The organism is Mitsuokella sp. AF33-22 (assembly GCF_003475755.1).
Lineage (GTDB): Bacteria > Bacillota > Negativicutes > Selenomonadales > Selenomonadaceae > Mitsuokella.
The window spans coordinates 1-26169 of the sequence record NZ_QRQA01000021.1 but is presented as its reverse complement, the minus strand read 5'-3'; the positions used below and the strand labels follow the sequence as shown (position 1 = coordinate 26169).

At 57.7% G+C, this 26169-nt stretch carries 24 protein-coding genes and 1 rRNA gene; 6 read left to right on the top strand and 19 right to left on the bottom strand.

All coding sequences use genetic code 11. The features are described from left to right. The first annotated feature begins 12 nt into the window (after positions 1 to 12). Positions 13 to 534: an ECF transporter S component gene (locus DWZ54_RS11330; protein WP_118476426.1), complete on the top strand. Its 522-nt coding sequence runs from the start codon at positions 13 to 15 to the stop codon at positions 532 to 534. Between the two features lie 36 nt (positions 535 to 570). Here the strand turns inward: DWZ54_RS11330 and DWZ54_RS11325 are convergent, their stop codons facing one another. From DWZ54_RS11325 to DWZ54_RS11290, 8 genes are all read right to left on the bottom strand, one after another. Then, positions 571 to 1029 carry a methylated-DNA--[protein]-cysteine S-methyltransferase gene (locus DWZ54_RS11325; protein WP_118476424.1) on the bottom strand — a complete coding sequence of 153 codons (459 nt, stop codon included), beginning with the start codon at positions 1027 to 1029 and terminating at the stop codon, positions 571 to 573. A gap of 100 nt (positions 1030 to 1129) precedes the next feature. Beyond that, positions 1130 to 1807 carry a transaldolase family protein gene (locus tag DWZ54_RS11320; RefSeq protein ID WP_118476422.1) on the bottom strand — a complete coding sequence of 226 codons (678 nt, stop codon included), beginning with the start codon at positions 1805 to 1807 and terminating at the stop codon, positions 1130 to 1132. Positions 1808 to 1896: 89 nt separating this feature from the next. Further along, positions 1897 to 2715, bottom strand: a complete 819-nt coding sequence (locus tag DWZ54_RS11315; protein ID WP_118016320.1) for an SDR family oxidoreductase — start codon at positions 2713 to 2715, stop codon at positions 1897 to 1899. A 76-nt stretch (positions 2716 to 2791) separates the two neighbouring features. Further along, a complete protein-coding gene (locus DWZ54_RS11310) occupies positions 2792 to 3160 on the bottom strand; it encodes a PTS glucitol/sorbitol transporter subunit IIA (protein WP_118476420.1) in 369 nt (122 codons plus the stop codon). A gap of 83 nt (positions 3161 to 3243) precedes the next feature. Then, positions 3244 to 4251, bottom strand: coding sequence for a PTS glucitol/sorbitol transporter subunit IIB (locus tag DWZ54_RS11305; RefSeq protein WP_118476418.1), 1008 nt, complete (start codon positions 4249 to 4251; stop codon positions 3244 to 3246). Positions 4252 to 4318: 67 nt separating this feature from the next. After that, complete coding sequence (locus DWZ54_RS11300) at positions 4319 to 4873, bottom strand: PTS glucitol/sorbitol transporter subunit IIC (RefSeq protein WP_118016317.1); 555 nt, start codon at positions 4871 to 4873, stop codon at positions 4319 to 4321. 31 nt (positions 4874 to 4904) lie between these two features. Beyond that, the gene (locus tag DWZ54_RS11295; RefSeq protein ID WP_118016316.1) at positions 4905 to 5345 is read right to left on the bottom strand and encodes a transcriptional regulator GutM; all 441 of its coding nucleotides are present in this window, start codon (positions 5343 to 5345) and stop codon (positions 4905 to 4907) included. A gap of 31 nt (positions 5346 to 5376) precedes the next feature. Continuing rightward, on the bottom strand, positions 5377 to 6315 hold the full coding sequence (locus DWZ54_RS11290; RefSeq protein ID WP_118476416.1) for a sugar-binding transcriptional regulator: 939 nt from the start codon (positions 6313 to 6315) through the stop codon (positions 5377 to 5379). A gap of 320 nt (positions 6316 to 6635) precedes the next feature. On the opposite strand from DWZ54_RS11290, the gene DWZ54_RS11285 reads away from it, so the two are divergent. Both DWZ54_RS11285 and DWZ54_RS12090 read left to right on the top strand, forming a co-directional pair. Beyond that, positions 6636 to 7001 carry a heavy-metal-associated domain-containing protein gene (locus tag DWZ54_RS11285; RefSeq protein WP_118476414.1) on the top strand — a complete coding sequence of 122 codons (366 nt, stop codon included), beginning with the start codon at positions 6636 to 6638 and terminating at the stop codon, positions 6999 to 7001. A 118-nt stretch (positions 7002 to 7119) separates the two neighbouring features. Beyond that, positions 7120 to 7254 (top strand): hypothetical protein, encoded by a 135-nt coding sequence (locus DWZ54_RS12090; RefSeq protein ID WP_255418153.1) that lies wholly within the window; start codon positions 7120 to 7122, stop codon positions 7252 to 7254. Between the two features lie 163 nt (positions 7255 to 7417). On the opposite strand, the gene DWZ54_RS11280 is transcribed toward DWZ54_RS12090, so the two are convergent. Together DWZ54_RS11280 and thiD are read right to left on the bottom strand one after the other, a co-directional pair. Continuing rightward, positions 7418 to 8806, bottom strand: coding sequence for a GDSL-type esterase/lipase family protein (locus tag DWZ54_RS11280; RefSeq protein WP_118476412.1), 1389 nt, complete (start codon positions 8804 to 8806; stop codon positions 7418 to 7420). Positions 8807 to 8851: 45 nt separating this feature from the next. Beyond that, on the bottom strand, positions 8852 to 9670 hold the full coding sequence (thiD, locus tag DWZ54_RS11275; RefSeq protein ID WP_118476410.1) for a bifunctional hydroxymethylpyrimidine kinase/phosphomethylpyrimidine kinase: 819 nt from the start codon (positions 9668 to 9670) through the stop codon (positions 8852 to 8854). Between the two features lie 301 nt (positions 9671 to 9971). Here thiD and DWZ54_RS11270 point away from each other — a divergent pair, with 301 nt between their 5' ends. Next, positions 9972 to 11318 (top strand): MFS transporter, encoded by a 1347-nt coding sequence (locus DWZ54_RS11270; protein ID WP_118476408.1) that lies wholly within the window; start codon positions 9972 to 9974, stop codon positions 11316 to 11318. Positions 11319 to 11385: 67 nt separating this feature from the next. Here the strand turns inward: DWZ54_RS11270 and DWZ54_RS11265 are convergent, their stop codons facing one another. The 4 genes from DWZ54_RS11265 to DWZ54_RS11250 form a co-directional block, all read right to left on the bottom strand. Continuing rightward, positions 11386 to 12756: a prolyl oligopeptidase family serine peptidase gene (locus DWZ54_RS11265; protein WP_118476406.1), complete on the bottom strand. Its 1371-nt coding sequence runs from the start codon at positions 12754 to 12756 to the stop codon at positions 11386 to 11388. Between the two features lie 96 nt (positions 12757 to 12852). Further along, the gene (locus DWZ54_RS11260; RefSeq protein WP_147369922.1) at positions 12853 to 13263 is read right to left on the bottom strand and encodes a hypothetical protein; all 411 of its coding nucleotides are present in this window, start codon (positions 13261 to 13263) and stop codon (positions 12853 to 12855) included. A gap of 39 nt (positions 13264 to 13302) precedes the next feature. After that, positions 13303 to 14535 (bottom strand): MFS transporter, encoded by a 1233-nt coding sequence (locus tag DWZ54_RS11255; protein WP_118476402.1) that lies wholly within the window; start codon positions 14533 to 14535, stop codon positions 13303 to 13305. 95 nt (positions 14536 to 14630) lie between these two features. Then, the gene (locus DWZ54_RS11250) at positions 14631 to 16799 is read right to left on the bottom strand and encodes an ATP-dependent helicase (RefSeq protein ID WP_118476400.1); all 2169 of its coding nucleotides are present in this window, start codon (positions 16797 to 16799) and stop codon (positions 14631 to 14633) included. Between the two features lie 184 nt (positions 16800 to 16983). Here DWZ54_RS11250 and DWZ54_RS11245 point away from each other — a divergent pair, with 184 nt between their 5' ends. Both DWZ54_RS11245 and DWZ54_RS11240 read left to right on the top strand, forming a co-directional pair. Next, a complete protein-coding gene (locus DWZ54_RS11245) occupies positions 16984 to 18531 on the top strand; it encodes a metallophosphoesterase family protein (RefSeq protein WP_118476399.1) in 1548 nt (515 codons plus the stop codon). A 102-nt stretch (positions 18532 to 18633) separates the two neighbouring features. Next, complete coding sequence (locus DWZ54_RS11240) at positions 18634 to 19767, top strand: YibE/F family protein (RefSeq protein ID WP_118476397.1); 1134 nt, start codon at positions 18634 to 18636, stop codon at positions 19765 to 19767. Positions 19768 to 19873: 106 nt separating this feature from the next. On the opposite strand, the gene DWZ54_RS11235 is transcribed toward DWZ54_RS11240, so the two are convergent. The 5 genes from DWZ54_RS11235 to rrf form a co-directional block, all read right to left on the bottom strand. After that, complete coding sequence (locus DWZ54_RS11235) at positions 19874 to 20125, bottom strand: hypothetical protein (RefSeq protein ID WP_118476396.1); 252 nt, start codon at positions 20123 to 20125, stop codon at positions 19874 to 19876. 126 nt (positions 20126 to 20251) lie between these two features. After that, complete coding sequence (locus DWZ54_RS11230) at positions 20252 to 22465, bottom strand: ATP-dependent RecD-like DNA helicase (RefSeq protein WP_118476394.1); 2214 nt, start codon at positions 22463 to 22465, stop codon at positions 20252 to 20254. Between the two features lie 28 nt (positions 22466 to 22493). Continuing rightward, positions 22494 to 24470: an ABC-F family ATP-binding cassette domain-containing protein gene (locus DWZ54_RS11225; RefSeq protein WP_118476392.1), complete on the bottom strand. Its 1977-nt coding sequence runs from the start codon at positions 24468 to 24470 to the stop codon at positions 22494 to 22496. A 74-nt stretch (positions 24471 to 24544) separates the two neighbouring features. Beyond that, positions 24545 to 25855 carry an LCP family protein gene (locus tag DWZ54_RS11220; RefSeq protein WP_118476390.1) on the bottom strand — a complete coding sequence of 437 codons (1311 nt, stop codon included), beginning with the start codon at positions 25853 to 25855 and terminating at the stop codon, positions 24545 to 24547. Positions 25856 to 26010: 155 nt separating this feature from the next. After that, positions 26011 to 26127: ribosomal RNA gene (gene rrf / locus DWZ54_RS11215) — 5S ribosomal RNA — on the bottom strand. Positions 26128 to 26169: the final 42 nt, after the last annotated feature.

Sequence of the window (26169 nt, the reverse complement as noted above, 5' to 3'; positions counted from 1 at the left end):
GAAGGAATCATCATGACATCGTATGCATCAAAATCGTCCTGGACGACCCGACAGCTCTGCCTCGCGGCGGCCATGACAGCGGTCGTCTTTCTCGCCACGTTCGTGCCGCGCATCCCCATCCCGCTTGGCTACGCGCATCTCGGTGACGCCGCAATCTTCCTCATGGTCCTGTTCATCGGACGCAGAGAGATGCTGTTTGCCGCCTGCTTCGGCTCGGCGCTCTCCGACCTGCTCGGCGGCTTCCCGCTCTGGATCGTGCCGACGCTCGTCATCAAATTCTTCATGGCCGACATCGCCTGGCGCTTCATCCGGCCTGACCGTGAGGAAGCGGCTTCGCTGCCCCGCATGACGGTTGGCTTTCTCGCAGGCTCCCTCTGGATGTCTGTCGCCTATACGCTTTTCGGCGCGCTGCTTTACGACAGCCTCGCAGCGGGACTTGCCTCCGCGCCGGGCCTCATCGCCGAAGGACTGCTCAACACGGCTGTCGCCGTCGTCGCGGCCGGGCTGCTCCAGAAGGCTCTGCCGCACCGCTGAGCGATATCGGCTGGCCAAGCTCCGGTGTTTTATGTGTTACCTGCCCTGCTCGAGTTTCAACAGGGCTTCTTTCATCGGCAGGCCCCAGGCGTAGCCCGTGAGACTGCCGTCGCTGCCGATGACGCGGTGGCATGGCACGATGATGCTGAGTGGATTGGCTCCGACGGCGCCACCGACGGCATGGTATGCCTTCGGCTTCCCGATGGCCTCGGCAAGCTGCTTATACGTCGTCGTATGACCGTACGGCACCTTCACGAGTTCCTGCCAGACGCGCAGACGGAACGGCGTCCCCTTGAAGCGATACGGCACGGTAAAGGCACGGCGCTTGCCGGCCAGGTATTCCGCAAGTTCCCGCGCGGCCTGGTCCGTCAGCTCCGTGCGCTCGCCGCCGGCCTCGGCCGCATCTTCCTTCACGACGTCGATGGCGATGATGACCGCATCCTCCTCCACGATGCGGAAGAGCCCGAACGGGCCCGGATAATAGGCAGTATTCATGAGTATCATCTCTCCTTTCCTGTCCAAATTATACCACGATTTCTTGCACAAAAATACGACTCCAAGCATACGCGTGGAGTCGCATTTTTGTGCCTGTGATTCAGCAGCTGCTCATCGTCGTGCCTTTGGCCGTCAGGCCTTCAAAGTCGTGGATGAAGGCTTCCACGGCTTCGTCGATGGCGGCGTTCTTGACGAAGTTGTCGATGACGGAGCAGGCGACGGTGGCCGCGCCGATGCCGTATTTGCAGAGCTCGAGGACCTGCTGGCTGTTTTTGAAGCTGGCGGCGAGCACCTCGCACGGGATGTCATTCTTCTTGTAGATCTCGTGGATCTCGCAGGCCACCTTGATGCCGTCGTAGCCCATATTGTCGATGCGGTTGACATAGGGAGCCGCGTACTGCGCGCCGCACATGCCGGCAAGATAGCCCTGCATCGGCGTGTAGATGGCCGTGGCCGTGATTTTGATGCCTTTGGCATGCAGGGCCTTCATCGCCTTGAAACCCTCCGGCAGCGACGGCACCTTGACGTACGTGTTGTCGCCAAGTTCCCTGACGATGCGCTCGGCATCTTTGACCATACCATCAGCCTCACGGGCGATGACCTGGGCATGGAGCTGGGCATCCGGGCCGATGATCGCGCGAATCTCACGCAGCACCTCAAACGGCGGCCGGCCGCTCTTGGCCAGGATACTCGGGTTCGTCGTCACGCCGGCACACGGATAGTAGTCCCAGATGCGGCGGATAGCCTTGACATCAGCATCATCGATAATGAGTTTCATAGGAATCCCCCTGTTTCGTCGTTTTCTCGTAAACCACAAGCAAGGCAGCAGCCATTCCGGGGAATGACTGTGCCTTGTCGTGAAATGAATCAGCCTCTCGTCTTGCCGCCGGCCACGTTGTACGTAACGCCATGGATATAGGAAGCACGGTCGCTTGCCAGGAACAGGACGAGGTTTGCGACCTCGGTGAGCTTGCCGCTGCGTCCGAGCGGCGTCGTCTTCGTGCTCTTGTAGCCCTTGCGCAGGTCATCGACCGTGATGCCGCGCGTGTAGGAGAGTGCTTCCTCATAAGCCAGCGTGCGCAGGCCCGTCGCCTCGAGGATGCCAGGGGCTACGCCGACCACGCGGACGTTGTAGCGGCCGAGCTCTTTCGACCAGGAACGCGTGAAGGAGTTGACGGCGTTCTTGGTTGCGGCGTAGATGCCCTGGCCCTCGGAGCCTTCAAGGCCGCTCTCGGAGCTCATGTTGATGATAACGCCGGAGCCGTTCTTGACGAATTCATGGCCGAGTGCCTGTGCCATGAGATAAACGCCCTTGATGTTGACGCTCGTGACCTTGTCGTAAATCTTCTCGCTGAGCTCGTATTTGCCGTGCGGATCCTTCGGGTCGACGAGCAGGCACGGGATGTTGATGCCGGCGTTGTTGACGAGGATGTCGAGCTTGCCGAATTCTGCCTTGGCCTTCTCGACCATGGCATTGACGCTGTCGGCCTTCGTGACGTCGGTCACGACGTAGAGCAGCTTGCCCTTGCCTTCGCCGAGCTCGAATTCCGGCTCGTTCGGGTTCATGTCGCAGACCACGACGTTCGCACCGTTATCGAGGAACGACTGGGCGACCGTCTTGCCGATGCCGGATGCACCGCCCGTTACTACTGCCGTTTTACCTTCCAGATTCAACCAGGATGTCATATTAATCGTCTCCTATTCTCTTAATCAAAATCCTATTGTTTGTAGCCAAACGTCTGTAACGAATCTTGCGTTCCTGTTACGGGCGATAGATTGCAATCTCATCGCCGGGGGCTACATCGGCGACCGGCTTCTCCTCAAGGTAGAGGCTGCCTTCGAGGGACTCGCCGTCCTTGTTGGCATTGAAGCGCAGCGTGATGTGGCCGAGGTCTTTGAGGTTCTTCTGCACCTGATTGCCGACGAACACGACCTTATAGGAAGTATCGCCGAGCTTAAGGATATCACCGGGCTGCACCGTATCCTCGAGCTTGTTGCCGCGGTGCAGGATGCAGTATTCGCGGAGCTCCTGCGGCGCATTCTCGTTGAACATGATGAGCATGCCCGCGCCCTTGAAGGCGTTGACCTGTTCGCCAAGCTCCTGTACTGTCGTGCTGTAATATTTCTTCATGATCGTGTTCCTCCTGAATGACAATCAAGCAAAATCAAAGGGTTAATGGGGATTAGTTGGGTTAATGGGGTTCAGCCGGCAGCTTATGCCTCATAAAGGCCGAAGCTGGCGAGCCATGCAAGGACGACGGAAATCGGGCCCGTGATGAAACGGGAGTAAAGGACGGACGGCACACCGACTTCAACGGTCTGTGCCTCTGCCTCGGCAAGGCCAAGGCCGACCGGGATGAAGTCGCAGGCGCACTGGGCGTTGATGGCGAAAAGTGCCGGCAGGGCAAGATGCGGCGGAATGGCTCCCTTGCCGATCTCCACACCGATGAGAACACCGATGACCTGTGCGATGACGGCGCCCGGTCCAAGGAACGGAGAAAGGAACGGGAAGGAGCAGATCAGAGACAAGATGATGAGGCCGCCGATGTTGCCAGCCAGAGGAACCAGCAGATGTGCGATGACATCGCCGATGCCGGTGGAAAGGATGATGCCGATGAGCATCGAGACGAAGGCCATGAACGGCAGGATGGTCTTGATCATCGTGTTGATTGTCTCACGGCCGGCCTGATAGAAGACCGAAACGATGCCGCCCATAAACTGACCGACCTTGGCCATGAAGCCACCCTGTTGTTCCGAAATCTTTTTCGACGTATCATACTTGACCTGGCTGGCCGGCACCGCTGTTTCACTGGGCGCAGCCGCTGATGTTGCAGCCGGCGTCGCCGAAGCATCTGAGAAAGCCAGATTTTTTTCTCGTACAGCAGAAACGTAGATATCTGGTTTGATATACTGGGCGAGCGGGCCGCTCGGGCCGGTCGGGTTCAGGTTAATCGTGTTGATGCGTTTCTGCGGATAGATGCCGCAGCGCAGCGTGCCGCCGCAGTCGATGACGACAGCCAGGACTTCATCATCGGGGACGCTCGTCTTGAAGCCGTCGACGAGTTCACAGCCCGTCATCTCAGCAAGTTTCTGAGAAACTGGAGAAACCACGCCGCCCGTGATGTTGACAATCTTGTTTTTCTTATCGTCCGGATGCAGGACCAGCGGGCCGCCAAAGCCGCCGGAACCAGCCGTGACAACAACATCTTTATAATCTGCCATGATACATATCTCCTTCATATATGTTCATATGATGTATTGTTTGAGTAATTTTTTTTGCTCGTGGCCATCAGCCCTCGAGCTTCACCAGTTCCTTGCTGAGTTTTACACCCTGCTGCTTCTGTACATAGGCCGTTGTAAAGTCGGTGATCCAGCCACGCAGGAAGTTGATGACGATACCGATGAGGAAGTAACGCAGTGCCAGGTCAACCGTCGGCAGGCCGAGAGCCGAGATGCCGTTGGCGATGCCGAGGAATACGAAGAGCTCAGCAGGATCGACATGTGGGAACAGACCATTCAACGTGTGGCAGGATGCCGAAGCTGATGCGTAATACGATGGTTTGTAATACTCCGGCAGGAATTTGCCGAGGGAAAGTGTCATCGGGTTGCAGAAGAAGAACGTACCGACGACAGGCAATAGAATGTAACGCGTGACGACGTTACCGCCGCAGATCTTCGCGAATTTCTCAACTTTCTCCTGGCCGACAAAAGCAACGATGGAGTTCATCGCAACGAGCAGGCAGACGAGTGTCGGAATGATGCCCGTTACCCAGCCGACGAAGGTCTCGCCGCCTTTGTTGAACATGCCGATGAATCCTTGGGCTAAGAAAACCAGTGTGTCCATGTTTTACCTCTCCTTTTCTCCTTGAAAAAGCTTATGATGATTTCTTTAAAAGAGGCTTTGCCACAGCCTGTGCCTGTTCCTGAGCACGCTCCTGCTGGAGTTCCTGGTAATCCAGGTAGTCCTTGCGGGCACTCAGGGCTGCCTTTACCTGCTGGCGGGAAAGCCCCCTGCCCTTGCAGACCGTTTCGTCAAGTTCGAGCAGGCTCAGGCCCTCGAGTGCCGGGAAGTGCTTGCAGCGTGCAAAGATCGTGACACCCTCCATGATTTCTCCACGGATGATGCGGCAATCCTTGTCGATGCACAGCAGCACGACAGCTCCTGCGAGGATGCGTCCCTTCGACTTGCCGATGGCCACGCGGCCGATGGCGCGCAGCTCCTTGACGTGACGGCTGAAGCGGCGAAACTGCCAGAGTCCCAGCACCGTCTGCAGGATCCAGACCACAATCGCGGCCAGGAACAACGTCCAAAGCATAGCAATTCCTCCTTTTTTTATCCTTTCCTGCTCATTCGTTGAGCAGGATTTTGGCTGTGTCTTCGTCCGTAATCAGGACATTGATGAGGTGGCCCCTGAGGGCTCCCATGATGGCCGGTACTTTCTCCCGCGAAGCGGCCATGCCGATGCTGTACGGCAAGGTGGAAAGCTTCTCGAGTGGGACCGCAATCGTGCGGTCGGTAAACGGCGTTTTTACCGGCTTGCCGTTGATGTCGTAGAAAATGGAGCAGATCTCGCCAACGGCTCCCGTGCGGGTCATCGATTCGATGGCCTCGCGGCCGAAATCACCGGACCAGACAAGGTTCGAGGATTTGACCGGTGCGCCGATGCCGACGATGGCAATGTCGAGCTGTTTCCAGAAATTCGAGATCTTCTCGTAGTTGACGTCGTGGACGATGGCCTCGCGAATCTCGGCCGTGCGCGTGATGGCCGGCGCGTAGATGTAATGGCTGCGCGCACCGAACGCATTGGCCAGTTCGTAGCACAGTGTGTTGACGTGGTGATCGCTGTCGATGCGTTCCGGGCCGCCGTCGATGGGAACGAAATCCGCATCGAGCTTCGGCAGACGCTCGCGCCTCGCACAACGCGTCAATTCCCGGATGCTCGTGCCCCAGGCCAGGCCGATGACCTGACCGTCGGAGACGATGCGCCGCAGCAGGTTGAGTCCCGCATGCGCCATGTTCCGCTTGATGACCTGCATATCGTAGCTTTTGGATACGATGTAGGCTTCGCGAAGGCCGAAGCGCCGTTCAAGCGCAGCCTCGAGCTCCTCGTAGGAATCGCTTTCCACATTGATGGTGACGATGCCGTATTCGAGGGCCTTCTTGAGGTATTTGCTGACCGTTGTGCGGTCAACGCCCATGCGTTTCGCGATTTCGCTCTGTTTCATATGATCCATATAGTACATATTGGCTGCTTTTATCAAGATTCGCTTTTCAACTGGCACCATGTTGATTTCCTTTTCTTCACGTATGTGATGTTTAATCTCTTTTGTTATCCTCTTGACAGGTCTTATGTTATCAAGATAGCCCTGCAATTACAATCATTTTAGCCATTTTTTCTCTTGTTTTTCGTTATTCTCAATAAATTTCTCATTTATCTTCACATATACACAAGCTATGTCACTTATGTGAAGATAAGTTGAGCATCTTTTTTCCCGCCTGTCTGCCAAAATACGATTTGTTTTTATAATGAAAGTGATAACCAGTATTGACATATACCCCACTATGGTATATAACTAAATTATCATAACAATGAGGAGGAATCATCATGGCAACAGCAATCGTTGGCATACTCGTCCTGGTCGCATTGTTCTTCGCGGTCAAGGGCGTACTGAAACATTTCCGCGGGGAGAGCAGCTGCTGCGGCGGCGGCGCGGTCACGGCGCCCCCGCCCAAAAAACTCAGCGGCACGGTCATCGGCAAGAAGGTCGTCGACATCGAGGGCATGACCTGCGGCAACTGCAAGATCCGCGTCGAACAGGCACTCAACACGATTGACGGCGCAGCCGCCGAGGTCAATTTGCACCGTGGTCACGCCGTACTCAAGATGACGCGCGAGGTCAGCGACGACGAGATTCGCCAGGCACTGGCCGGCAGCGGCTACACGATTACCGGCATTCACGCAAAGGGATAAATAAAACATATTAATCAGGCCATTGAAAATTTATAGGGCAAATGGGGTTGCAAAATTTTTATTACCTGCTATAATCTAGTATTAGAAGTTGGTACTAGATTAGGAGGTAACAAAAAAAATGAAAGACTTTGCAAAAGTCATGAACGATCCCGCATTCCAGGCTATTTGGGAACAGAGCGCCAAGTCCTATGATTTCATCGCACGTATCGTTTCCGTCTACAAGGAAATGAGCAAAGACAGCGATAATCAGTAATATATACGTCGCATTGCACAAGCGCATATGACGCCAGACGTCACATCTCCGTCATCCGACAAGGAGATGTGACGTTTTTATGTATGAAAAATGCCGCGGACCAGTCAGGATGAATCTCCTGCCGGCCTGCGGCATTTTGCTTTTATGGGAATCGAGGCGGGATTTATGAGTTGAGCAGCCAAGGGAACGTGGCGGAGAGATAACGGCCGATCTTCTCGCCCATCTCTTTCTTGGCCTGGTAGTCGGGGTGCAGGCCGTCCGTCGTATAATCGCTGCGGAGCCAGCCGCGCTCATCGGCAAGCGAGCTTGCGACATCCACGGAATACGGCTGACGCTTGACCCAGTCGCAGACGTACTGCTGATGCACGAGCCAGTCCGGCGTCGGATGTTCAATGCCCGCGCGGTGGATCATGAGGCCCGGATTGATGGGCGTCGGCGTCACGAAGACGGGGATGATGCCGTAGGCCGCACATTTCTCCTTAAGGGCCTTGAGATGCTGCACGACAGTCCAGCCCAGTGTGCCGGCACGGTAGTCGTTGACGCCGCCCATGATGACGAGGACGCGCGGCGAGAACGGCAGGACATCGTGCTCGAAGCGGTCGAGCATATCCTGCGTGGTATTGCCGCTGACACCGAGGTTCTTGATGGGAACGCCGGCATACGTCTCCCAGTTGTAGAGCTTGTACGAAGGTGGCACGCTCATGACGCCGCCGCCGTGCGTGATGCTGTCGCCGAGCGCGGCAATCGGCGTCGGGGCCGTGACGGAGAAGCCGCTCTTGTCGGACCAGTCACTTAGGGCTGCGCCATTCTCATCGACGGAACGCACGCGCCAGTAGTAACGGCCCGGCGTCGTGTAGGCATCCCAGTCGTAGACATCGTATTCACCGCCCTGCAGGGTCTTGACGTACATGTCCTTGCCGTTTACCTCGCGGTAGACCTGGACCTCATGGTGCTTGGCGCCGGGCATCGGGATCCAGGAGTAAACGGGGTATTCGGCGGCGTAATCCATCTGGTCGTATTCGGCCGTCGGCTGCGGGGCCTTCGGATTCAGCACCCCGGAAGTGACAGGCTGCGGAGCGGAATACGAGGACAGCGGATTGCCGCTGTAATCAAGCGGACGCACCTTCCACCAGAACGAAGCGGCCGCCTTGCCAAAGCGGCTCAGGTCGATATCGACGCCATTCGTGAAAATCTGATTCTGCGTCATGATGACATCCGTCAAATCATCACGCTGCGAGCGCAGGATTTCCACCTGATATTTGACAGCTCCCGGCACGACGGGCCAGGTAAGGCTCACGCTGTGCACATCAGCCGCCTGTGCCTGTCCGCCATCGGCTCTGGCCTCGGCCGCGATTTCCTGCGCAGCCTTCGTCTCCGTGACGGCCGGCTGGCCTTCCTTGGCATCGAGGACCGAGGTCGCCGTGACATGCCCGCCATCGGCAGCGGCCGCGTGTGTGACAGCCGGCACGGCCAGTCCAGCCGCCAGACAGCAGAAGCCAGCCAGGCGCATCATCTTCTTGATTGTTCGCTTCATGTGCTTCATATGCTTCATGATGAAAATTTTTACCTTCCTTCCAAAAATATCGTTTCCATCTTATCACGCTCCGGCATTTTTTTCCACCATGAAGAAATCGCCCTGCAGAGCCCAGCCGTGATTGAGCGGACCGCTGCCCTTGCCGAGATTGAGGCCGGAAAGCAGCGCCCCCGTCAGGTATGATTTGGCGAGGCCCACGGCTTCGGTCAACGGGAAGCCCTTGGCCAGATTCGAGGCGATGGCGCTCGAGAGCGTGCAGCCTGTGCCATGTGTATTCGGATTGTCGATGCGCGGCGCCGCGAACCACTTCTCCTCGTCCGCCGTGACGAGCAGGTCGCTCGCATCCTCGCCGAAGTGGCCGCCCTTGGCCAGCACGCTGACGCCGGCTGCGGCATGGAGCGAACGGGCTGCCTGCACCATCGTCTCACGGCTGTCAACCGTAAGGCCGGTCAGGGCCGAGAGCTCAGGAATGTTTGGCGTGATGACCTCAGCGAGCGGAAAGAGCTCCTGCTGCAGGGCGAGGCTTGCGGAGTCCTGGAGCAGCTTCGCGCCGCTCGTCGCGACCATCACGGGATCGACGACGATGTGTTCGGCCTTATGGGCATGCAGTCTTTCGGCAATCACACGGATGAGCGCCGCCGAGGAAACCATGCCAATCTTGACGGCATCGGGACGGATATCCTCAAATACTGCATCAATCTCGGCCGCCAGGAATTCCGGCGACGCTTCCTGCACCATGCGCACACCCGTCGTGTTCTGTGCCGTGAGTGCCGTGACGGCGCTCATGCCGAAAACACCGTGTGCCAGCATCGTCTTGAGATCCGCCTGGATCCCTGCGCCGCCGCTTGAGTCACTGCCGGCAATCGTCAAAACCTTCTTCATCCAATATTCCCCTTTCCTTCGGTCAAACGGTATCTCATCCATGATTTGCATTAACAGTATTAACATTAGCCGCGCACTCCCCTTTTTCCTGCTCCGCTCTGACAAAAGTCTGGATTTCACGTGTTTACTATTGATTTTCTTCGACTGTCTTACCGATTGATGCGGGTTTCCCTTGTTTGCCGGTTTCCCCTTGCTTTTTTCTTAAAAGTACGTAAAATATACAGTATGTATTTCAGCTGTCATGACAGCTGAATGGACGAAGTCATCTTTTGTTTTCTTGAAGGGGAAAGAGGTTATTTGCATGATTCTGGAACGCCTGGAGGAGCTGCCCGTCAGCTCTTTTCACTACAAACTGCTGCTGGTCACCGGTCTTGGCTGGCTGTTTGACTCCATGGATACGGGGCTCATCGCTTTCGTCCTGCCCGTGCTCACGAAAGACTGGGGACTCTCGCCCGCCCAGGCCGGCTGGATCGGCTCCATCGGCCTCATCGGCATGGCACTCGGCGCCGTGCTCGCGGGCACGGTCGCGGACCGCATCGGCCGCAAGAAAGTCTTCACGATCACCGTGCTGCTCTACAGCATCTCGACGGGTCTCTGCGCATTGGCCTGGAGCTATGAGTCACTGCTCGTCTTCCGCTTCCTCGTGGGCTTCGGCCTCGGCGGCGAACTGCCCGTCGCGGCAACGCTCATGAGCGAATACGCGCCCAGCCATCTGCGCGGCCGCTTCATCGTGCTGCTTGAAAGCTTCTGGGGCGTCGGCTGGCTCGTCGCCGCCTGCATCGCCTACCTGCTGATTCCGCGCTTTGGCTGGCAGATTGCGTTTGTCATCGGCACGATCCCGGCTCTCTACGTCTTCCTGATCCGCCTGCACATGCCAGAGTCCGTGCGCTACCTGATCTCGCACGGCCGCATTGAAGAAGCAAAAGCCATCATCCTCGACCTCGAACAAAAACTCCACGTCGAGAGCCGCCCGTTTGCCAAGGAGCTGAGTCCGGCCGAGCGTGAGCAGCCGGAGGCCGCTGCGACGAGCTTCGCGACACTCTGGACAAAACCGTTCCGCACGCGCACGATCATGCTCTGGCTGGCCTGGTTCGGCATCGTCTTCAGCTACTACGGCATCTTCATGTGGCTGCCGTCCATCGTCTTCGCCCAGGGCTTTGCCGTTGTCAAGACATTTGAATATGTGCTCATCATGACGCTCGCGCAGCTGCCCGGCTATTATGCAGCTGCCTGGCTCGTCGATGTCATCGGCCGCAAGTACACGCTCTCCCTATTTCTGCTGATGTCGGGCATCTGCAGCTTCTTCTTCGGCAATGCGGGCTCCGCCTCGGCCCTGCTCGCCTGGGGCGCGGCCATGAGCTTCTTCAACCTCGGCGCCTGGGGCGTCATCTACACCTACACGCCGGAACAGTATCCGACGACCATCCGCGCGCTCGGCTCCGGCTGGGCCGCAGGCTTTGGCCGCATCGGCGGCATGATCGCCCCAATGCTCGTCGGCCTCATGCTCGCCAATGCCTTCGGCATGAGCACGATCTTCCTGATGTTCGCCTCCGTCTTCGTCATCATTTCCGCCGTCGTCCTGGCACTCGGCAAGGAAAGCAAACAAAAGACGCTCGAGGAAATCACAGATACGGCGCTCGATTCCTGAACTCGTCCTTCTCATGAACAGCAAAAATCCCGTTGGCCTGGCCAGCGGGATTTTTTACTGCCTGTTTTTATTTTTTCTGGGCAAAGAGCCAGTCACGGATGGCGTCGATGCCATAGGCGAACGACCAGGTGTACATGTGGTTGCCGTCGGCGAAGACCGTGTAATTGATCTTCTTGCCCTGTGCGGCAAGATTGCGTACCTTCTGATCGAGGTCAGCCACAGGCGCCTTGCTGTCCCACCACGGCGAAGCGTTGCGCGCGACGGGACTGCCGAGAGACTCCCAGAGCGCCGTGGCCTCATTCATGCCGGGGAAAGCCTTGTTGTCGCCCGAGCAGACCGTGATCCAGAGCGTCTTGTCCTTCATCGCAGCCATTTCCTGCACATTCCACTGGCAGGCGACGAGCCACTGCGCGGCAAAAAGATCCGGATAGCGGTCGCTGATGGCGATATTCGTCATGCCGCCCTGTGACTGACCCGTACCGTAAATGCGCGAGGTGTCGACGGCGTAATTCCTGATGACGTCCTGCAGGAGGTCCGTGACGAGCGTGAGCCCCGGCGTCCAGACGTTCTCATCCGTCGTCATCATGCCGATGCTCTTGACAAGATCGTCCGTATACTGCGGTGCGAGGACGATGCAGGGATGCTTGGCCTGTTCCGCAGGCTCCGTCCAGACCGTCGCGCCATTGCCCTGGAAGAGCGGCGTCTTGTCGTTGTTGATGTTTGCGCTCGCATCGGCCACGAAGAAGACGAGCGGATACAACTTGTTCGGATCATAATCCTGCGGCAGGTAGAGATTGTACGGCATCTCATAGCCCGTCGCAGGGTCCTTGTAGACATGTTGCGTAAAGCGGTCGACATCGTTCTCAACGGTCGAGGACGCATTGTATACCGTGGAGGACGCGGCATACGTCTTGCCATTCTGAGCCGTAAGGTCCTTGAGCTGGCTCACCTTGACGGAAAGGTCCGGTGCCTGTCGGTCCGAAACCATCGGCGCATCGACGCCCGTATCGCCTGCGGCCTTTTCTTTGCCAGCCGGGTTTGCATCCTGCTTCGTGGCGTCATCGCTCTTGGCACGCTGCGCGAGATTGCCGTCGAAGGCCGTATTCGTGTGCTGGAGCTTCAGGATCACGTAGCAGCCCGGCACATCCTGCGCGTCATTCGGCTCCGTATTCGTCTGGACCTTCTCAATCGTGCGTCCCTCCACCGAGAAATCCGACGTCTTGAGCGTACGGCTGTCAAGGGATTCCGGATACTTAAGCACGACATAGGCCGGCAGTTCCCCGTCACCGTACGTCTTCGTGACTACCGTGACCTGCTCGATGCCCTGCACGCTCGACACGACCGCAGGCGTCTTTGCCGCGGCCTCCACGCCCGGATTTCCCTGGAAGATCATGCCGGTGGCAATGCCGGCCAGTAAGATTGCTTTTTTCCAAGACAAAAAATCACCTCTAAGATAGAAATAAAACTCGTTACTCCTATCTTAGAGGCGATGAATTACAGCGGTATTATAAGACGCAAAGATTTTGCTGAAATCTCAGTTCAGCACCACATAGCCGATCAGGAAACTGATGAGGAAGAGAATGAAATAGATCACGATGGCCCGGTTGCTGAGCCAGTCCTCGGTGAATTCTTCCTTCGTCTCCTCCGACATGTGGAAGTCCGGCATATCGACGTGCGGGACCTTCACGTGGGGCATATCGACATGCGGCATGGTGACGTGCGGCAGTTCCACCTGGGGCATCTGCGCCTGCGGCGTCCTCACCGTGCGCAGATGTTCCCAAATCTCCGGCACGAGCGGCACGAGGAAGATGACGGCCGCCAGGATCACCGTGCCGCTCATGCCCATGAGCTTGATGCCAATCACGCCGAGCAGCATGCCGATGGCGATGCCAAAACATATGATTTTGCGTTCCTTATTCGTTGTATGAATTGTCAATCTGACCACGACCTTTGCCTTTTTGATGCCTGCGCATCTCTACATCCATTATCGCACGCGTGGCAAGTCCGCATTTGCGCGTCTTTTCCGCTTGGCGCGCCGGATATGTGCGATGCGCTTCTGGTGACGGCGCCAGATGTAGTAGCAGACGGCCGTCAGGATGACGATGGCTGTGTTGACGGCACCGTACATGAACGGATAACCGAAGTTCGCCGCCACGATGCTCATGATGGCTGCCGCCAGGCCGACGCTGATGTCGAGCGACCAGAAATACGTGGCCGTCGCCACGCCCGCCCTGGAGGGCGCAGCACTCTTGACCGCAAGCGTCTGAAACGCAGGGCTCAGCGCGCCAAAGCCAATGCCGAGCACTGCCGCCGCAATCAGCAGGCCTGTGACGGACTGGACCTGGCTGAAGATGACCATGCCCGCGGCAAAGAACAGGAAGCCCGGCCAGACCGTCCAGTCCGGGCCCTTCTCATCGAACAGGCGGCCGATGACGGGGCGCGTCAGGATGATGACGAGTGCAAAGACCATGAAGAAGAGGCTCGTCTCGGCCTGCAGGCCCAGGCTCTTGGCATAGAGCGGGATGAACGTCAGGATACCGCCGTAGGCGAAGAACACGAGGCCGCCGAGTCCCGCAGGAGCCAGTGCCTTGCGCTCGATGAAATCGCTGAGATGGAAGCCCTTCTTCGTGCGCTTGGCCGGCAGGATAATGGCATCGGGCAGGCGACGCGCATTCGCGGCGAAGAAGGTCAGCGCGCCCAAAAGCGTCACGAAGGCAAAGAGCGCCGTGCTGCCGAGATTGCCGATGAGCAGGAGGCCCAGCAAGGGGCCGACGACCATCGCGAGATTCGTCGACAGCGCAAAATAGCCGATCCCCTCTCCCTTGCGCGTGGCCGGCAGCACGAGGGCTGCCATGGCTGCCGCAGCCGTCGTCGCCAGCGCAAAGATGCAGCCATGCAAAAGGCGCAGCACATAAATGGACGTCAGGCTGTGCAGCCAGTTGAACGCCAGCATGATGAGGAAGAATACCGTCGTCGCTGCGATCATCAGCCGGCGCTTGTTGACGGCATCGATGAGCCTGCCGGCCAGAGGCCGGCAGGTGACGGCGCCGATCTGAAAGAAACTCATGGCCAGACCCGCTTCCATATCACCGCCGCCGAGACTGTCCATGATGAAGATTGGAAGTGCTGCTACCATGATGTACTGTGACATGAAGAGGAACAGATTGCTGCCGCCCATGCCCAGGAATTCCGGTGTCCAAAGTCGTTCTCGTTCCATACGATTCCCGCTTTCTTTGTTTTGATTTATATAATCCACTTTCTATAATATACAGGGATTATTATCGCACCATCGCCGCCATAATGCAAAGGAAATCACAGACGCTGCAGTTTGACGCGGAACGAGATGCTGCGGTTCGTCGCGAGTTCATCGAAATGGATGACGTAGGCTCCCTTTTCCGCATCGAGCGCCACGATGGTGCCGTCGCCGAACACGCGGTGCGTGATGCGGTCGCCCTCCCGGAACGCCGCGGGTTCCGCCTGACGCAGCAGGCGGCGCGAAGAAGCGCGGATGTAATCCTTCGCCTCGCGCACGAGCTTTTCCGGCAGCGGCGCCGTAAAATCCAGAAGCTTTGGTTCAATATCAAAAATAAAGCGCGAGGGATAGCGCAGCGAACCGTCAATATGGAGACCTTCGGCATCGGAAAGGCAGAGCCCCTTCTCCGCCCGCGTCATCGCGACAAAGGCCAGGCGGCGCTCCTCCTCCATCGCCTCGGGCGTGCGCGTCTTGCGCGAAGGGAAGATGCCCTCGTTGAGCCCGCAGAGGAAGACGTACGGGAACTCAAGCCCCTTGGCCGTATGCACCGTCATCAGGCGCACCTTGTCGCCGGGATCGCCCGCATCCTGATTCGTGAAGAGCGCCGCATGGTTCAGGTAGTCAATGAGCCCGGCTTCCTCACCGCAATTCACTTCGTACTCGCGCACGGACTGCTTGAGTTCTGCGAGGTTGTCGAGGCGTGCCTGGCTGCCCTCCGTGCGCAGCATCATCTCATAGCCGCTCTTGTCGAGCACGCGCGCGAGGATTTCCGAAACGGAGCCTCCCTCGCAAAGTTCGGCCAGATCTTCGATGAGCTTGATGAAATCCTTCGCTTTGGTGCCGCGCCAGATGGGATCAGCCAGGCTTTCCTTCAGCGCCTGCCAGAGCGTCAGCTGATGCTCCTCGGCATAGGCCGTCAGGAACTTCCTCCGCCGCTCGCCGATGTTGCGCTTCGGCACATTGACGATGCGCAGGAAGGACAGGTCATCGCGGTACGCGAGCATGCGCAGGTACGAGAGCGCATCCTTGATTTCCCGGCGGGCAAAGAACTGCACACCGCTGTAGATCGTATAGGGCAGCTCGGCCTTCAACAGCTGCTCCTCGATGCTGCGCGTGATGTAATGCGCGCGGTAAAGCACGGCCATATCGCGGTACGGCACGCCCGCCGCATGCAGCCGGCCGATCTCGCCGGCCAGCCACGCGCCTTCTTCATCCGCAGCCGCTGCATGATGGCAGACCACCTTTTTCCCATGCGGGCATACCGGTACAAGGTCCTTCTCGACGCGGCTCGTATTCTTCGCGATCAGCGAATTGACGACGGCGAGGATCTCCGGCGTCGAACGGTAATTCTCGAGCATGAAGATCGTCTTCGTCCCCGGGAAATGCGCATCGAAATCCAGGAGATACCGCCCTGAGGCGCCGCGCCACGAGTAAATGGTCTGGTCGGGGTCCCCGACAACGAAGAGATTCTTGTGCCAGCTGCAGAGCACGTTCATGAGGCGGTACTGCGGCTCATCGATATCCTGGAATTCATCGATCATGATGTATTCAAGGCGCTGCTGCCATTTTTTGCGGATATCCTCATGCTCCGCGAAAATATGGAGCGAGAATTTGATGAGATCGTTGTAGTCGAGGCCGAAGCATTTCTTCTGTTCGTAGAGATAGCCGTAAAAGAGGATGTCCTGCTTCGACTGCGCGCAGTCGTATTTTTCCTTGAGCCCCGCGAGCGGCAGGGCGATGAGTTCCTTATAGTAATCGGGCTGCTGCACAAGCTTGCGCATCTCGAACATGTCACGCGCCTGCCCATACGTCATGTCGCGCAGCGTCAGGCCCCGTTCCTCGTAGATCTTCGCGAGCATGTCATCGATATCGGCATTGTCGAGCACGAGGAAGCTCTTCGGATAGCCGACGGCATGGCTGTCCTCCTGCAGGATGGAGACACAGAAGCCGTGAAACGTATTGATATAGCCCGTATCGTTGTCGCCCGTCAGGGCGTGGATGCGGCTGCGCATCTCCGACGCGGCCTTGTTCGTGAAGGTCACGCAGAGGATGTTGCCGGGCAGGATGCCGAGTTCTTCGACGAGATAGGCAAAGCGGTGCGAAAGAGCACGCGTCTTGCCGGAGCCGGCCCCAGCCAGCACGCGCACGAAGCCTTCCGTGGTCGTCACAGCCTCGCGCTGCGCCGCGTTGAGGCCCTGCAGGAGATCCAGATCGTCCCGTTCATCCATATGATGCCCTCCATTCTGATGTCACATATATCTTTCATTCTATCACATGACGCAAGCAGCCAGCCTGCAAAGAAGCAGCCGGAAATAACAGAAACTTTACATGACCGTAACAGTCCCCCCGCGGCCGCATGGTAAAGTGAGAACTGTCAAGGAAAGTGTTGTATTCAAGGAGGGTTTTGGTAGTATGAAGTGGATTCACAACAAGAAACGCCTTACGGCCTATGTGCTGACGGCGCTCTGCATTGCCTCAACGGGTTTTGCCGCAACCGAGCATTGGAACGATGCATCCACCAGACCAAAGGCAGTTGTCGCCACGCAGGCAGGCAATGAGAACTGGGAACAGTGGAAGGAAAGCTGGAAGACGATCCAGGATGACTACGAGCAGGTTTCCCTGGCTCCCGGCAAGGACGCCACGCAGATGAACCTCGCCTGGTATTCCAAGGATAAAGCCAAGGCTGCTGAGGTCCGCGTTGCCAAGAGTGAGGACATGAGCGACGCCCGTTCGTTCCTCGGCACGTGCAAGACCGGCACGGTCATCGACGGTGTCCAGTACTACACGAACAAGACGACCATCAAGGACCTCAAGCCGGATACGACGTATTACTACCAGGTCAAGATCGACGGTGCCTGGAAGGATGTCCAGTCCTTCAAGACGGGCAATCCGGATGACTTCTCCTTCATGTATGTCGGCGACCCGCAGCTCGGTGCCTCGAAGGGTCAGACCTCTTCCGAGGGCAACAAGCAGGACGGCCTGCTCGCCACGCGCAACGATGCCTATAACTGGAACAAGACCCTCAACAGCGCGCTTGCCCAGCATCCGGAGATTGACTTCCTCGTCTCGCCTGGCGACCAGATCAACGAGCCGGCTGAAGATCTGTCCCCTGCCAAGATCAAGCTGCAGGAGCAGCAGTACGCCGGTTATCTTTCCGCCAAGGCTCTGCGCAGCCTGCCGGAAGCTACGAGCATCGGCAACCACGACAGCATAACGACGGGCTATCAGAACCACTTCAACGTGCCGAATCCGTTCACGGAAGAAACGAATCCGACAAAAGCCGGCCATGGCTACTACTACAACTACGGCAACGCCCTCTTCATCGTCATCAACGCCAACAACTACAATGCAGCTGACCATGAAGCCCTGATCAAGAAGGCCATCAAGGCACATCCGAATACGAAATGGCGCATCGTCGTCATGCATCAGGATATCTACGGCAGCGGCCTCGATCACTCCGATTCCGACGGCATCCTGCTGCGCACGCAGCTCACGCCGATCTACGACGCCAACAAGATCGACGTTGTCCTGCAGGGCCACGACCACACGTATGCCCGCACGTATCAGCTCTCGAGCGATGGCAAGCAGCATGCGGATTTCTCCGAATACAAGGTCAAAGGCCAGCAGGGTCAGCATCACAATCTCATCGACGCCGCGCTCAAGGACAGCGATACAAAAGCCGCTTACGAAAGCCAGAACCTCTGCTACACCATCGCAGACATGCAGCAGGGCACGCTCCGCAACCCGAAGGGTGTCTTCTACATGTCCTCGAACTCCGCTACGGGTTCCAAGTTCTACGAACTCATTCCGCAGCAGCAGGATTATATCGCAGCCCGCAGCCAGAACTGGCGCCCGACGTACTCCGTGGTCCACATCACGAAGAATCAATTCAGCATCGACACCTATGATGCCGAGACTGGTACCCCGATCGACCAGACCTACAGCATCATCAAGGATTGATGATAGATCACCCCATCCCACATCTCTCTATCTCTATCGTGAAATCCTCCGGCCATCTTTTCCCTCGTGGCCGGAGGATTTTCTTTAGGAGGTCCCTATCGTATGAAACAATTACTTAAGCGTCTGGCGATTGTCTGCGGCATCGCGCTCATCCTCGCTGGACTCCTGCAGCTCAATCAGGTCACGAAGCCGGAACTCGTCAATACGGACGGCCGCAGTTTCCAGGAAGCGACGGTCACGGGCATCCTGCAGGATAATATCCAGGAAAACGGCAGCCGCATCGGTGACCAGATCGTCAGCCTGCGCCTCGAGGACGGCTCGGAAGTCGAGGCCAACAGCCCGAACGGCCTGCTCTTCGGCACGGTCTGCGAGCCCGGCATGTCCGTCATCGCCATGGCCAGCAAGACAGGCTCCCTCTCCTCGTTCACGGTTTACAGCTACGACCGCTTCAAGGCTGTCGTAGGTTTCCTGGCCTTCTTCTGCCTGCTGCTCATGGTTGTCGGCGGCAAAAAAGGCGTCAAATCCGTGCTGGCGCTCGTAATCACCTTCGTGAGCTTCCTGTTCTTCTTCTTCCCCCTGATCATGCACGGCATCGCGCCGCTCGTCGCCGCCGTCATCACCTCCTGCCTGATCCTTGCCCTCACGGTCTGGCTGATCTGCGGCTCCACCTGCAAGGCCCTGGCCGCCGGCATCGCTGCCTTCGGCGGCGTGCTCTCGGCCGGTATCTCAGCCGAGGTATTCGGACAGATGGCTCACCTTTCCGGCTACAACGTCTCCAACATCGAAGCCCTGCTCTTCGTCGGGCAGAACACCCGCATCGATGTCGGGCAGCTGCTCTTTGCCGGCATCCTCTTCGCCAGCCTCGGAGCCGTGCTCGATATCGCCATGGACGTATCCGCCGCCGTCTCGGAGCTCCACCAGATGAACCCCGAAAAAAATGCCCGGACTCTCTTCCAGAGCGGCATGAACGTCGGTCAAGATGTCATGGGCACCATGGCCGCGACGCTGATCCTCGCCGTCTTCGGCGGCAGCCTCGGCACCTGGGTGCTCGACTACGTCTACGACCTGCCCTTCCTGCAGCTCGTCAACTCCAACAGCCTTGACATCGTCATCATGCAGGGCCTCTCGGGCGGCATCGGCGTCATCATGACCGTGCCGCTCGCCTCCGCAGCCTCGGCCCTGCTCGCGAGACGCGCACACGAACGCGCTTCCCTGCCATGCCAGGCCGAACGCTGACGGCATCGGCAAACGCACTCCACAACAGCATAAAAAGGATTGGCCCTGCGCAACCCCTTCGCGCAGAGCCAATCCTTTTTTCATGAGAAAGAAGCCATCAGCAGGCTCAATGGCCAAGCACGTGACCATCGGCATCGATCGTCACGCTGCCGGCACCCTGTCCGACTTCAAAATAGGCGATCTTGTACGCCTCTGCCTTATTGACCATCGTGTCCTCCACCGCGACGATCTCCGCCTGCGGATGAACGGCCTCGACCATCTGTGCCGCAATTTCGCCATCGATCTTCGGCGTGCCCTGCAGCATCAGCAGGCCTCCCCAGATAAACAAGCCGGCAAGCAACATGAATCCCTTTTTCATAATACCAACTTCCTTCTGTATAATCGTATAAATTCTTCCAACCAAGGATTAGTATACACTAATTTCCCACATTTGTTTACATTATAGAAGGAAGTATTCTGTATTCATCGTAAATTGTGTAATAATTTAATCTTTTTTCTTGCCCTGATGCAGTCGCTCGGCCAGGAGCGTGTAACGTCGTTTCGTGCGGTCGTTCTCCACAGCGGTATTCAGCGCCGCACGGGACCCCAGCAGGATGACGAGGCGTTTGGCACGCGTCACGGCCGTGTAGAGCAGATTGCGCTGCAGCATGATGTAATGCCCCTTGGTGAGCGGCAGGATGATGACGGGGTACTCACTGCCCTGGCTCTTGTGGACGCTCATCGCATAGGCGAGCTGCAGCTCTCCCATCTCACCCTGCTCATAGTCCACCTCAAGGTCTTCGCCGAAGCGCACAGTGAGGCGGCCCGGTTCCATGTTCACGATGAAGCCGATATCACCGTTAAACACCTGCTTGTTGTAATTGTTCTTCATCTGCATGACCTTGTCGCCCAGGCGGAAAGTCTGCGTGCGGTTGACGAATTCCGGCTTCGAGGGCGCGGCGGGATTTAGGGCTTCCTGCAGCAGCTTGTTGAGATTGTCAACGCCGCAGGCCTGGCGGTGCATCGGCGACAGCACCTGCACGTCAAACAGCGGCGAGAATCCCTGTGCCGGCAGGATTTTCGTGCAGAATTCGAGAATCTTTGCTGCCGTGGCCGCTTCGTCCGGCATTTCCCAGAACTGGAAATCCCCGTGCAGCGAGCAGACCGGCAGCCTGCCGGCATTGATGGCATGAGCGTTGACGACAATCGTGCTCTCCTCGTGCTGGCGGAAGATTTCCGTCAGGCAGACGCACGGGATTGCCCCCGAGCGCAGGATATCCTCGAGCACGGCACCGGGACCAACGGCCGGCAGCTGATCCACGTCGCCGACGAGGATGACATGGCAGCCATCCGGTACGGCCGCCAGGAAATGCTGCATGAGCACGATATCCATCATCGAGACTTCATCGAGGATGATGACATCCGCCTCGAGCTGCTCATCCTCCGTCTTGCCGAATACGGGAGCCCCGGCACCACTCTGGCCGCCCTGGGCCTCCAACATGCGATGAACGGTCATGGTCTTGCGCCCCGTGGCCTCGGCGAGACGCTTGGCCGCACGGCCGGTCGGCGCGCCCAAGAGGATCTCGAGGCCCTGTGATTCCAGAAGATCCAGCATGCCGCGGATGACCGTCGTCTTGCCTGTACCGGGGCCGCCGGTCAGCACGAAGACACCGTGCAGCAGGACAGCTGCCATGGCCTGGCGCTGCCCATCGGAGAGCGTCAGGCCCGTCTCATGTTCCCATCGTGCGACGAGTCTCGCCGGCGGCTGTGCCAGCTCGATGGGATCGGCATAACGCTGCAGGTAGAGCAGTTTGCGCGCCGTCTTGATCTCAGCACGATGCAGATAGGGCGGATAAATGAGCGTCTCACCCCGTGCCTCTTCGACGATGAGGCGCTGTGCCTGAAGTTCGCGTCGGAGTACCTCGCGGACGCGCTCCCTGTCGACCGTGAGGAGACGGCTTGCGCGCTCTACGAGCGGCCCGGCGGGAATGCAGCAGTGCCCGGCCAGAGCTATCTGCTGCAAGGCATAGTCGATGCCGGCCATCACGCGCTGCTCATGGTCTTTCGGAAGCCCAAGGCTCGCCGCGATGGTGTCGGCCGTGGCAAAGCCGATGCCTTCGACTTCCTGTGCAAGCTGATACGGATGATTCTCGAGCATGTCGAGCGAGAACGAGGAATACTTCTTGAAGATGCGCCCGGCAAACGTGCCCGAGATACCGTGATTCTCAAGCCACAGCATGATTTCGCCGAGCTCTGACTGCGAGCGGTATGACGCCACGATCTTATCAGCCGTCTGCCTGCCGATGCCCGGCACCTCGAGCAGCCGCTTTGGCTTTTCCTCAATGATGGTCAGCGTGTCCTGGCCAAACGCCGTCACGAGGCGATGGGCCATGGCCTTGCCGACACCGTCGATGACGCCCGATGCCAGGAAGCGCTCGATGCCCTCAACGCTTGAAGGTGCCTCGATGCGGATGCTCGCCGCACGGAACTGCTGCCCGAAGCGCGCATGGTTGACCCACTGGCCCTTCAGATGGACCTGCTGTCCCACGAGCGGCGGCTCTCCCTTGATAGTGGCCGTGATGCGGCTGTTCTGCTGTGACGGTTTGACGCGGAAGACCGAGAATTTGCCATCATCGCTCGCATAAATGACGCTGTCCACCACGCCTTCAATCTCTTCCTGTCCCTGAAATCCAATCAGGGTCTGCTGTACGACGGCCATAACGACTCCTTTCTCTTCCCGCCTGACATCAGGCTTCCGTCAAACGCTCCCATTTCGCATAACGCTGTTCGATTTCCTCTTCCTTGGCCGCATAAGCCGCCGCAATCTCCTGGCTCTTCTGCGGGTCCGACTGGATTTCCGGATCATTCATCTGGAATTCCAAGCCCTTGAGCTCGGCTTCGGCCATGGCGATCTCGGCTTCGGCGCGCTGGATCATCTCCTCGCGCTTGGCATCACTCATGCTCTGGATGCGGCCGATCTCAGCCCGTTTTTTCTCTTCTTCACGCGCGCGCTGCTCAGCCGCCTGCTCCGCAGCATGTTTTTCGGCAGCAGCCGGCTTCTGCCTGTGCTTTTCCCTCTCCTCTTTGGCCTTGCGGAGTTTTTCCGCTGCGAGGCGTTCTTCCTCAGCTTCTTCCTCCGCCAGTTCCTTCTTCATGAGGTAATAGCTGTAATTGCCGAGGTATTCCGTGAGCTTCCCATCGGCGAGCTCCAGCGTGCAATTCGCGACCTTGTCGAGGAAATAGCGGTCATGCGAAACTGCCAGGAATGTTCCGGGGAAGGCCATCAGCGCCTCCTCCACGGCCTCGCGCGCCGGGATGTCGAGATGGTTCGTCGGCTCATCGAGAATCAGGAAATTCGCCCCGGTCAGCATGAGCTTGAGGAAGGCCACACGCGACTGCTCGCCGCCGGAAAGGTCGCCGATGAGGCGCAGGACCTCATCGCCATGGAACAGGAAGGCTCCGAGATATTTGCGCGCCTGTTCCTCATTGATGCCGTATTCGTAGATGAGCTCGTCAAGGATCGTGCGGTCCATGTGCAGGCCCTCGTGCTGCTGCGAGAAGTAACCGATCTTGACGCGGCTGCCGATCTTGACGCGGCCCGTCGGCGACTCCAGTTCGCCGACGAGGATGCGCAGCAGCGTCGTCTTGCCCGCGCCATTGGGGCCGACAAGCGCGACACCGTCCCCCCTGCGGATCAGCAGGGAAAGATGCTCAAAGATCGTATGGCTGCCGAAGGACATGGAAACATCCTCGAGCTCCGCCACACGCTGTGCACACTCCGGCGGTTTATTGAGCGCAAAATAATTGAAGGAGGCATCCTCCGGCGGCAGCACGATGCGTTCCAGCCGGTTGAGCTGACTCTGGCGCCCGCGGGCCTGTTTGCTCTTGATGCCGGCCTTGTATTTGCGGATGTACTCCTCCGTCTTGCGGATGTGCTCCTGCTGTTTTTCATAGGCCGACTGCAGCGCGGCGCGCCGCTCCGTCTTGACCTTCATGTAATACGTGTAATTGCCGTCGTAATTCGTAACCGTACGGCCTGCGAGTTCCAGGATACGCGTGGCGACGCGGTCGAGGAAGTAACGGTCATGCGAGATGATGAGCACGCCGCCGGAATAATTCTTGAGGAAGCCCTCCAGCCATTCGATCATGTGAATGTCAAGATGGTTTGTCGGCTCGTCGAGGAACAGGAAATCCGGTTCGCGCAGCAGCGCTTTCGTCAGGCAGATGCGCGTCTTCTGTCCACCGGAAAAATGCGCGACATCCTTGTCAAAATCCTCTTCGGTAAAGCCCAGGCCAAAGGCCACGCGGCGGATACGGCTCTCGAAATCGTAGCCGCCGAGCAGTTCAAAACGTTCGACCACCTTGCCGTAGGCGGCCATCGTCTCCTCATCGGCATGATCGGCAATCTGTTTCTCCAGCGCCTTCTTGCGCTCGCCGAGCGCGATGACATCATCGAAAGCCCGCAGGAATTCCTCGTAAAGCGTACCATCGCCAAAGTCCGCCTGCTGTTCGACGTAACCGATCGTGCCGGCGTCGTCGAGCTGGATCGTACCGCCATCCGTTTCTTCGAGTCCGAGCAGACAGCGCATCAGCGTCGTCTTGCCTGCACCATTGGCACCGACAAAACCAACCTTGTCGCCGCGGGACACCTCAAAACTGACATCGTGAAAGAGCTCGTCGATGCCAAAGGCCTTCTTGAGGCCCGTTACCTTCAACATACCCAAATTTTATTCACCTCAAACAATCCATGACATCGTCATGCCGATAGAGAAAGGGACGGAGCATGCGCTCCGCCTCCTCACTTTCCTTTTTTCTTATAATCCCGTCCGATGTTGACAACAGCCTGGTTGGAACTGCCGCCATCGCGAATCACACAGGCAAACGGCATGCCGTAGAACACATCCGTATTGCGCGTCGAAGTCGTGATCGTCGTGGTCGGGTTGGCATTCGTCTTGCCCGTCTCAACTCCGGAGATGATGAAGCCCTTGCGCTGCAGCACCGCAGCCACCTCAGCACCCGCTCCGTCAATGCCGCTTGAGTTGATGACCATGACCGAGATCTCCTCAGGTTTCATCGGCTTATCCTCTTCATCCTTGGCATCCTGCCCGGTGAGCTTCGTGCTGCCGTTCGTCTTATGCGCGAGCATCTTGAGGTCCTTCGGCAGATCGGCATCGTACTTATCCTCTGCCGCCTGTGCCTCTTCTTCCGCTTGTGTCGTCAGCGTCAGATCAAGCGCAGATGCCATGAGTTCCCGTACATCGGTGATATCGGGGATCCAGTAGCTGATGTCTTTGTGATAGGCCGGCTGTCCCGGCACCATCTGCGCCTCAAGGCCATTGGCCTGATACGTCTTCATCTGCTTGGCAAAACTCAAAAGATCCGTTACCGACATATCCGTCTTGACAGCCGAGCTGACTTCCTTGACGATATCCGGCAGCCGCGGCAGGATTTCCGGAGAAAGCACCTGGGCCATCACGGCTTTCATGAATTTCTGCTGACGCCCAATGCGGCCGATATCGCCTTCACCATCACGGTAGCGGACGTATTGGATGGCTTTCTTGCCATCCATATGCTGTTCACCCGGATAGAGATCGATGACGAGGCCGCCGTTGTCATCCCAGGGATCTTCATAATGCATCCGCTTTTCCACATCGATGTTGACACCGCCGATAGCATCGATGATGCGCTCAAATGATTTCGTATCGATGATGATGTAGTGGTCCATCGGCACGCCGAGAAGGTGCTCAACAGACTTCTGTGTCAGCTTATGACCACCGTACGCATAGGCATGATTGACCTTATCGTAGCCATGCCCCTCAATTGCCACGCGTGTATCACGCGGAATGGAGAGCAGAGCCGCCTTTTCCGCCGTCTGGTCGATGGATGCGACCATCAGCGTATCGCTTCGGCCCACATCATCCTTGCGGCTGTCCACGCCCATGATCATGACATGGACAATCTGATGGTCGGTATCCCCGATTTCATGGGAAGATGGGTTCCCTTTTATGGCAGCGTAACAGCCGAACGCAACGGCGATGATGACAACCAGGATCAGAGCCAGCCATTTCACCCGCCGGAAACTGCGTTTCCTTTTACGCGTTTTACGCATTCCCTCGCGCTCCTTACGACCTAAAACAATTCAAAACTAAACTATACACATTATATAAGTATAGCAAACATCGGACCCGCATGCAATGAAATCTAAGACCGCACACCTCGATATCCGGGCACGAAAAAAGCCCCGCCAAAGCGGGGCTCTTGATAAACCAGCAACTCCCTATCCTCCCAGCCCGTCTCCAGGCAAGTACTTTCGGCGTGCATGTGCTTAACTACTGTGTTCGGTATGGGAACAGGTGGAACCACATGGCCAGCGTCACTGGATAAACCGGCAATTTCCTATCCTCCCAGTCCGTCTCCAGACAA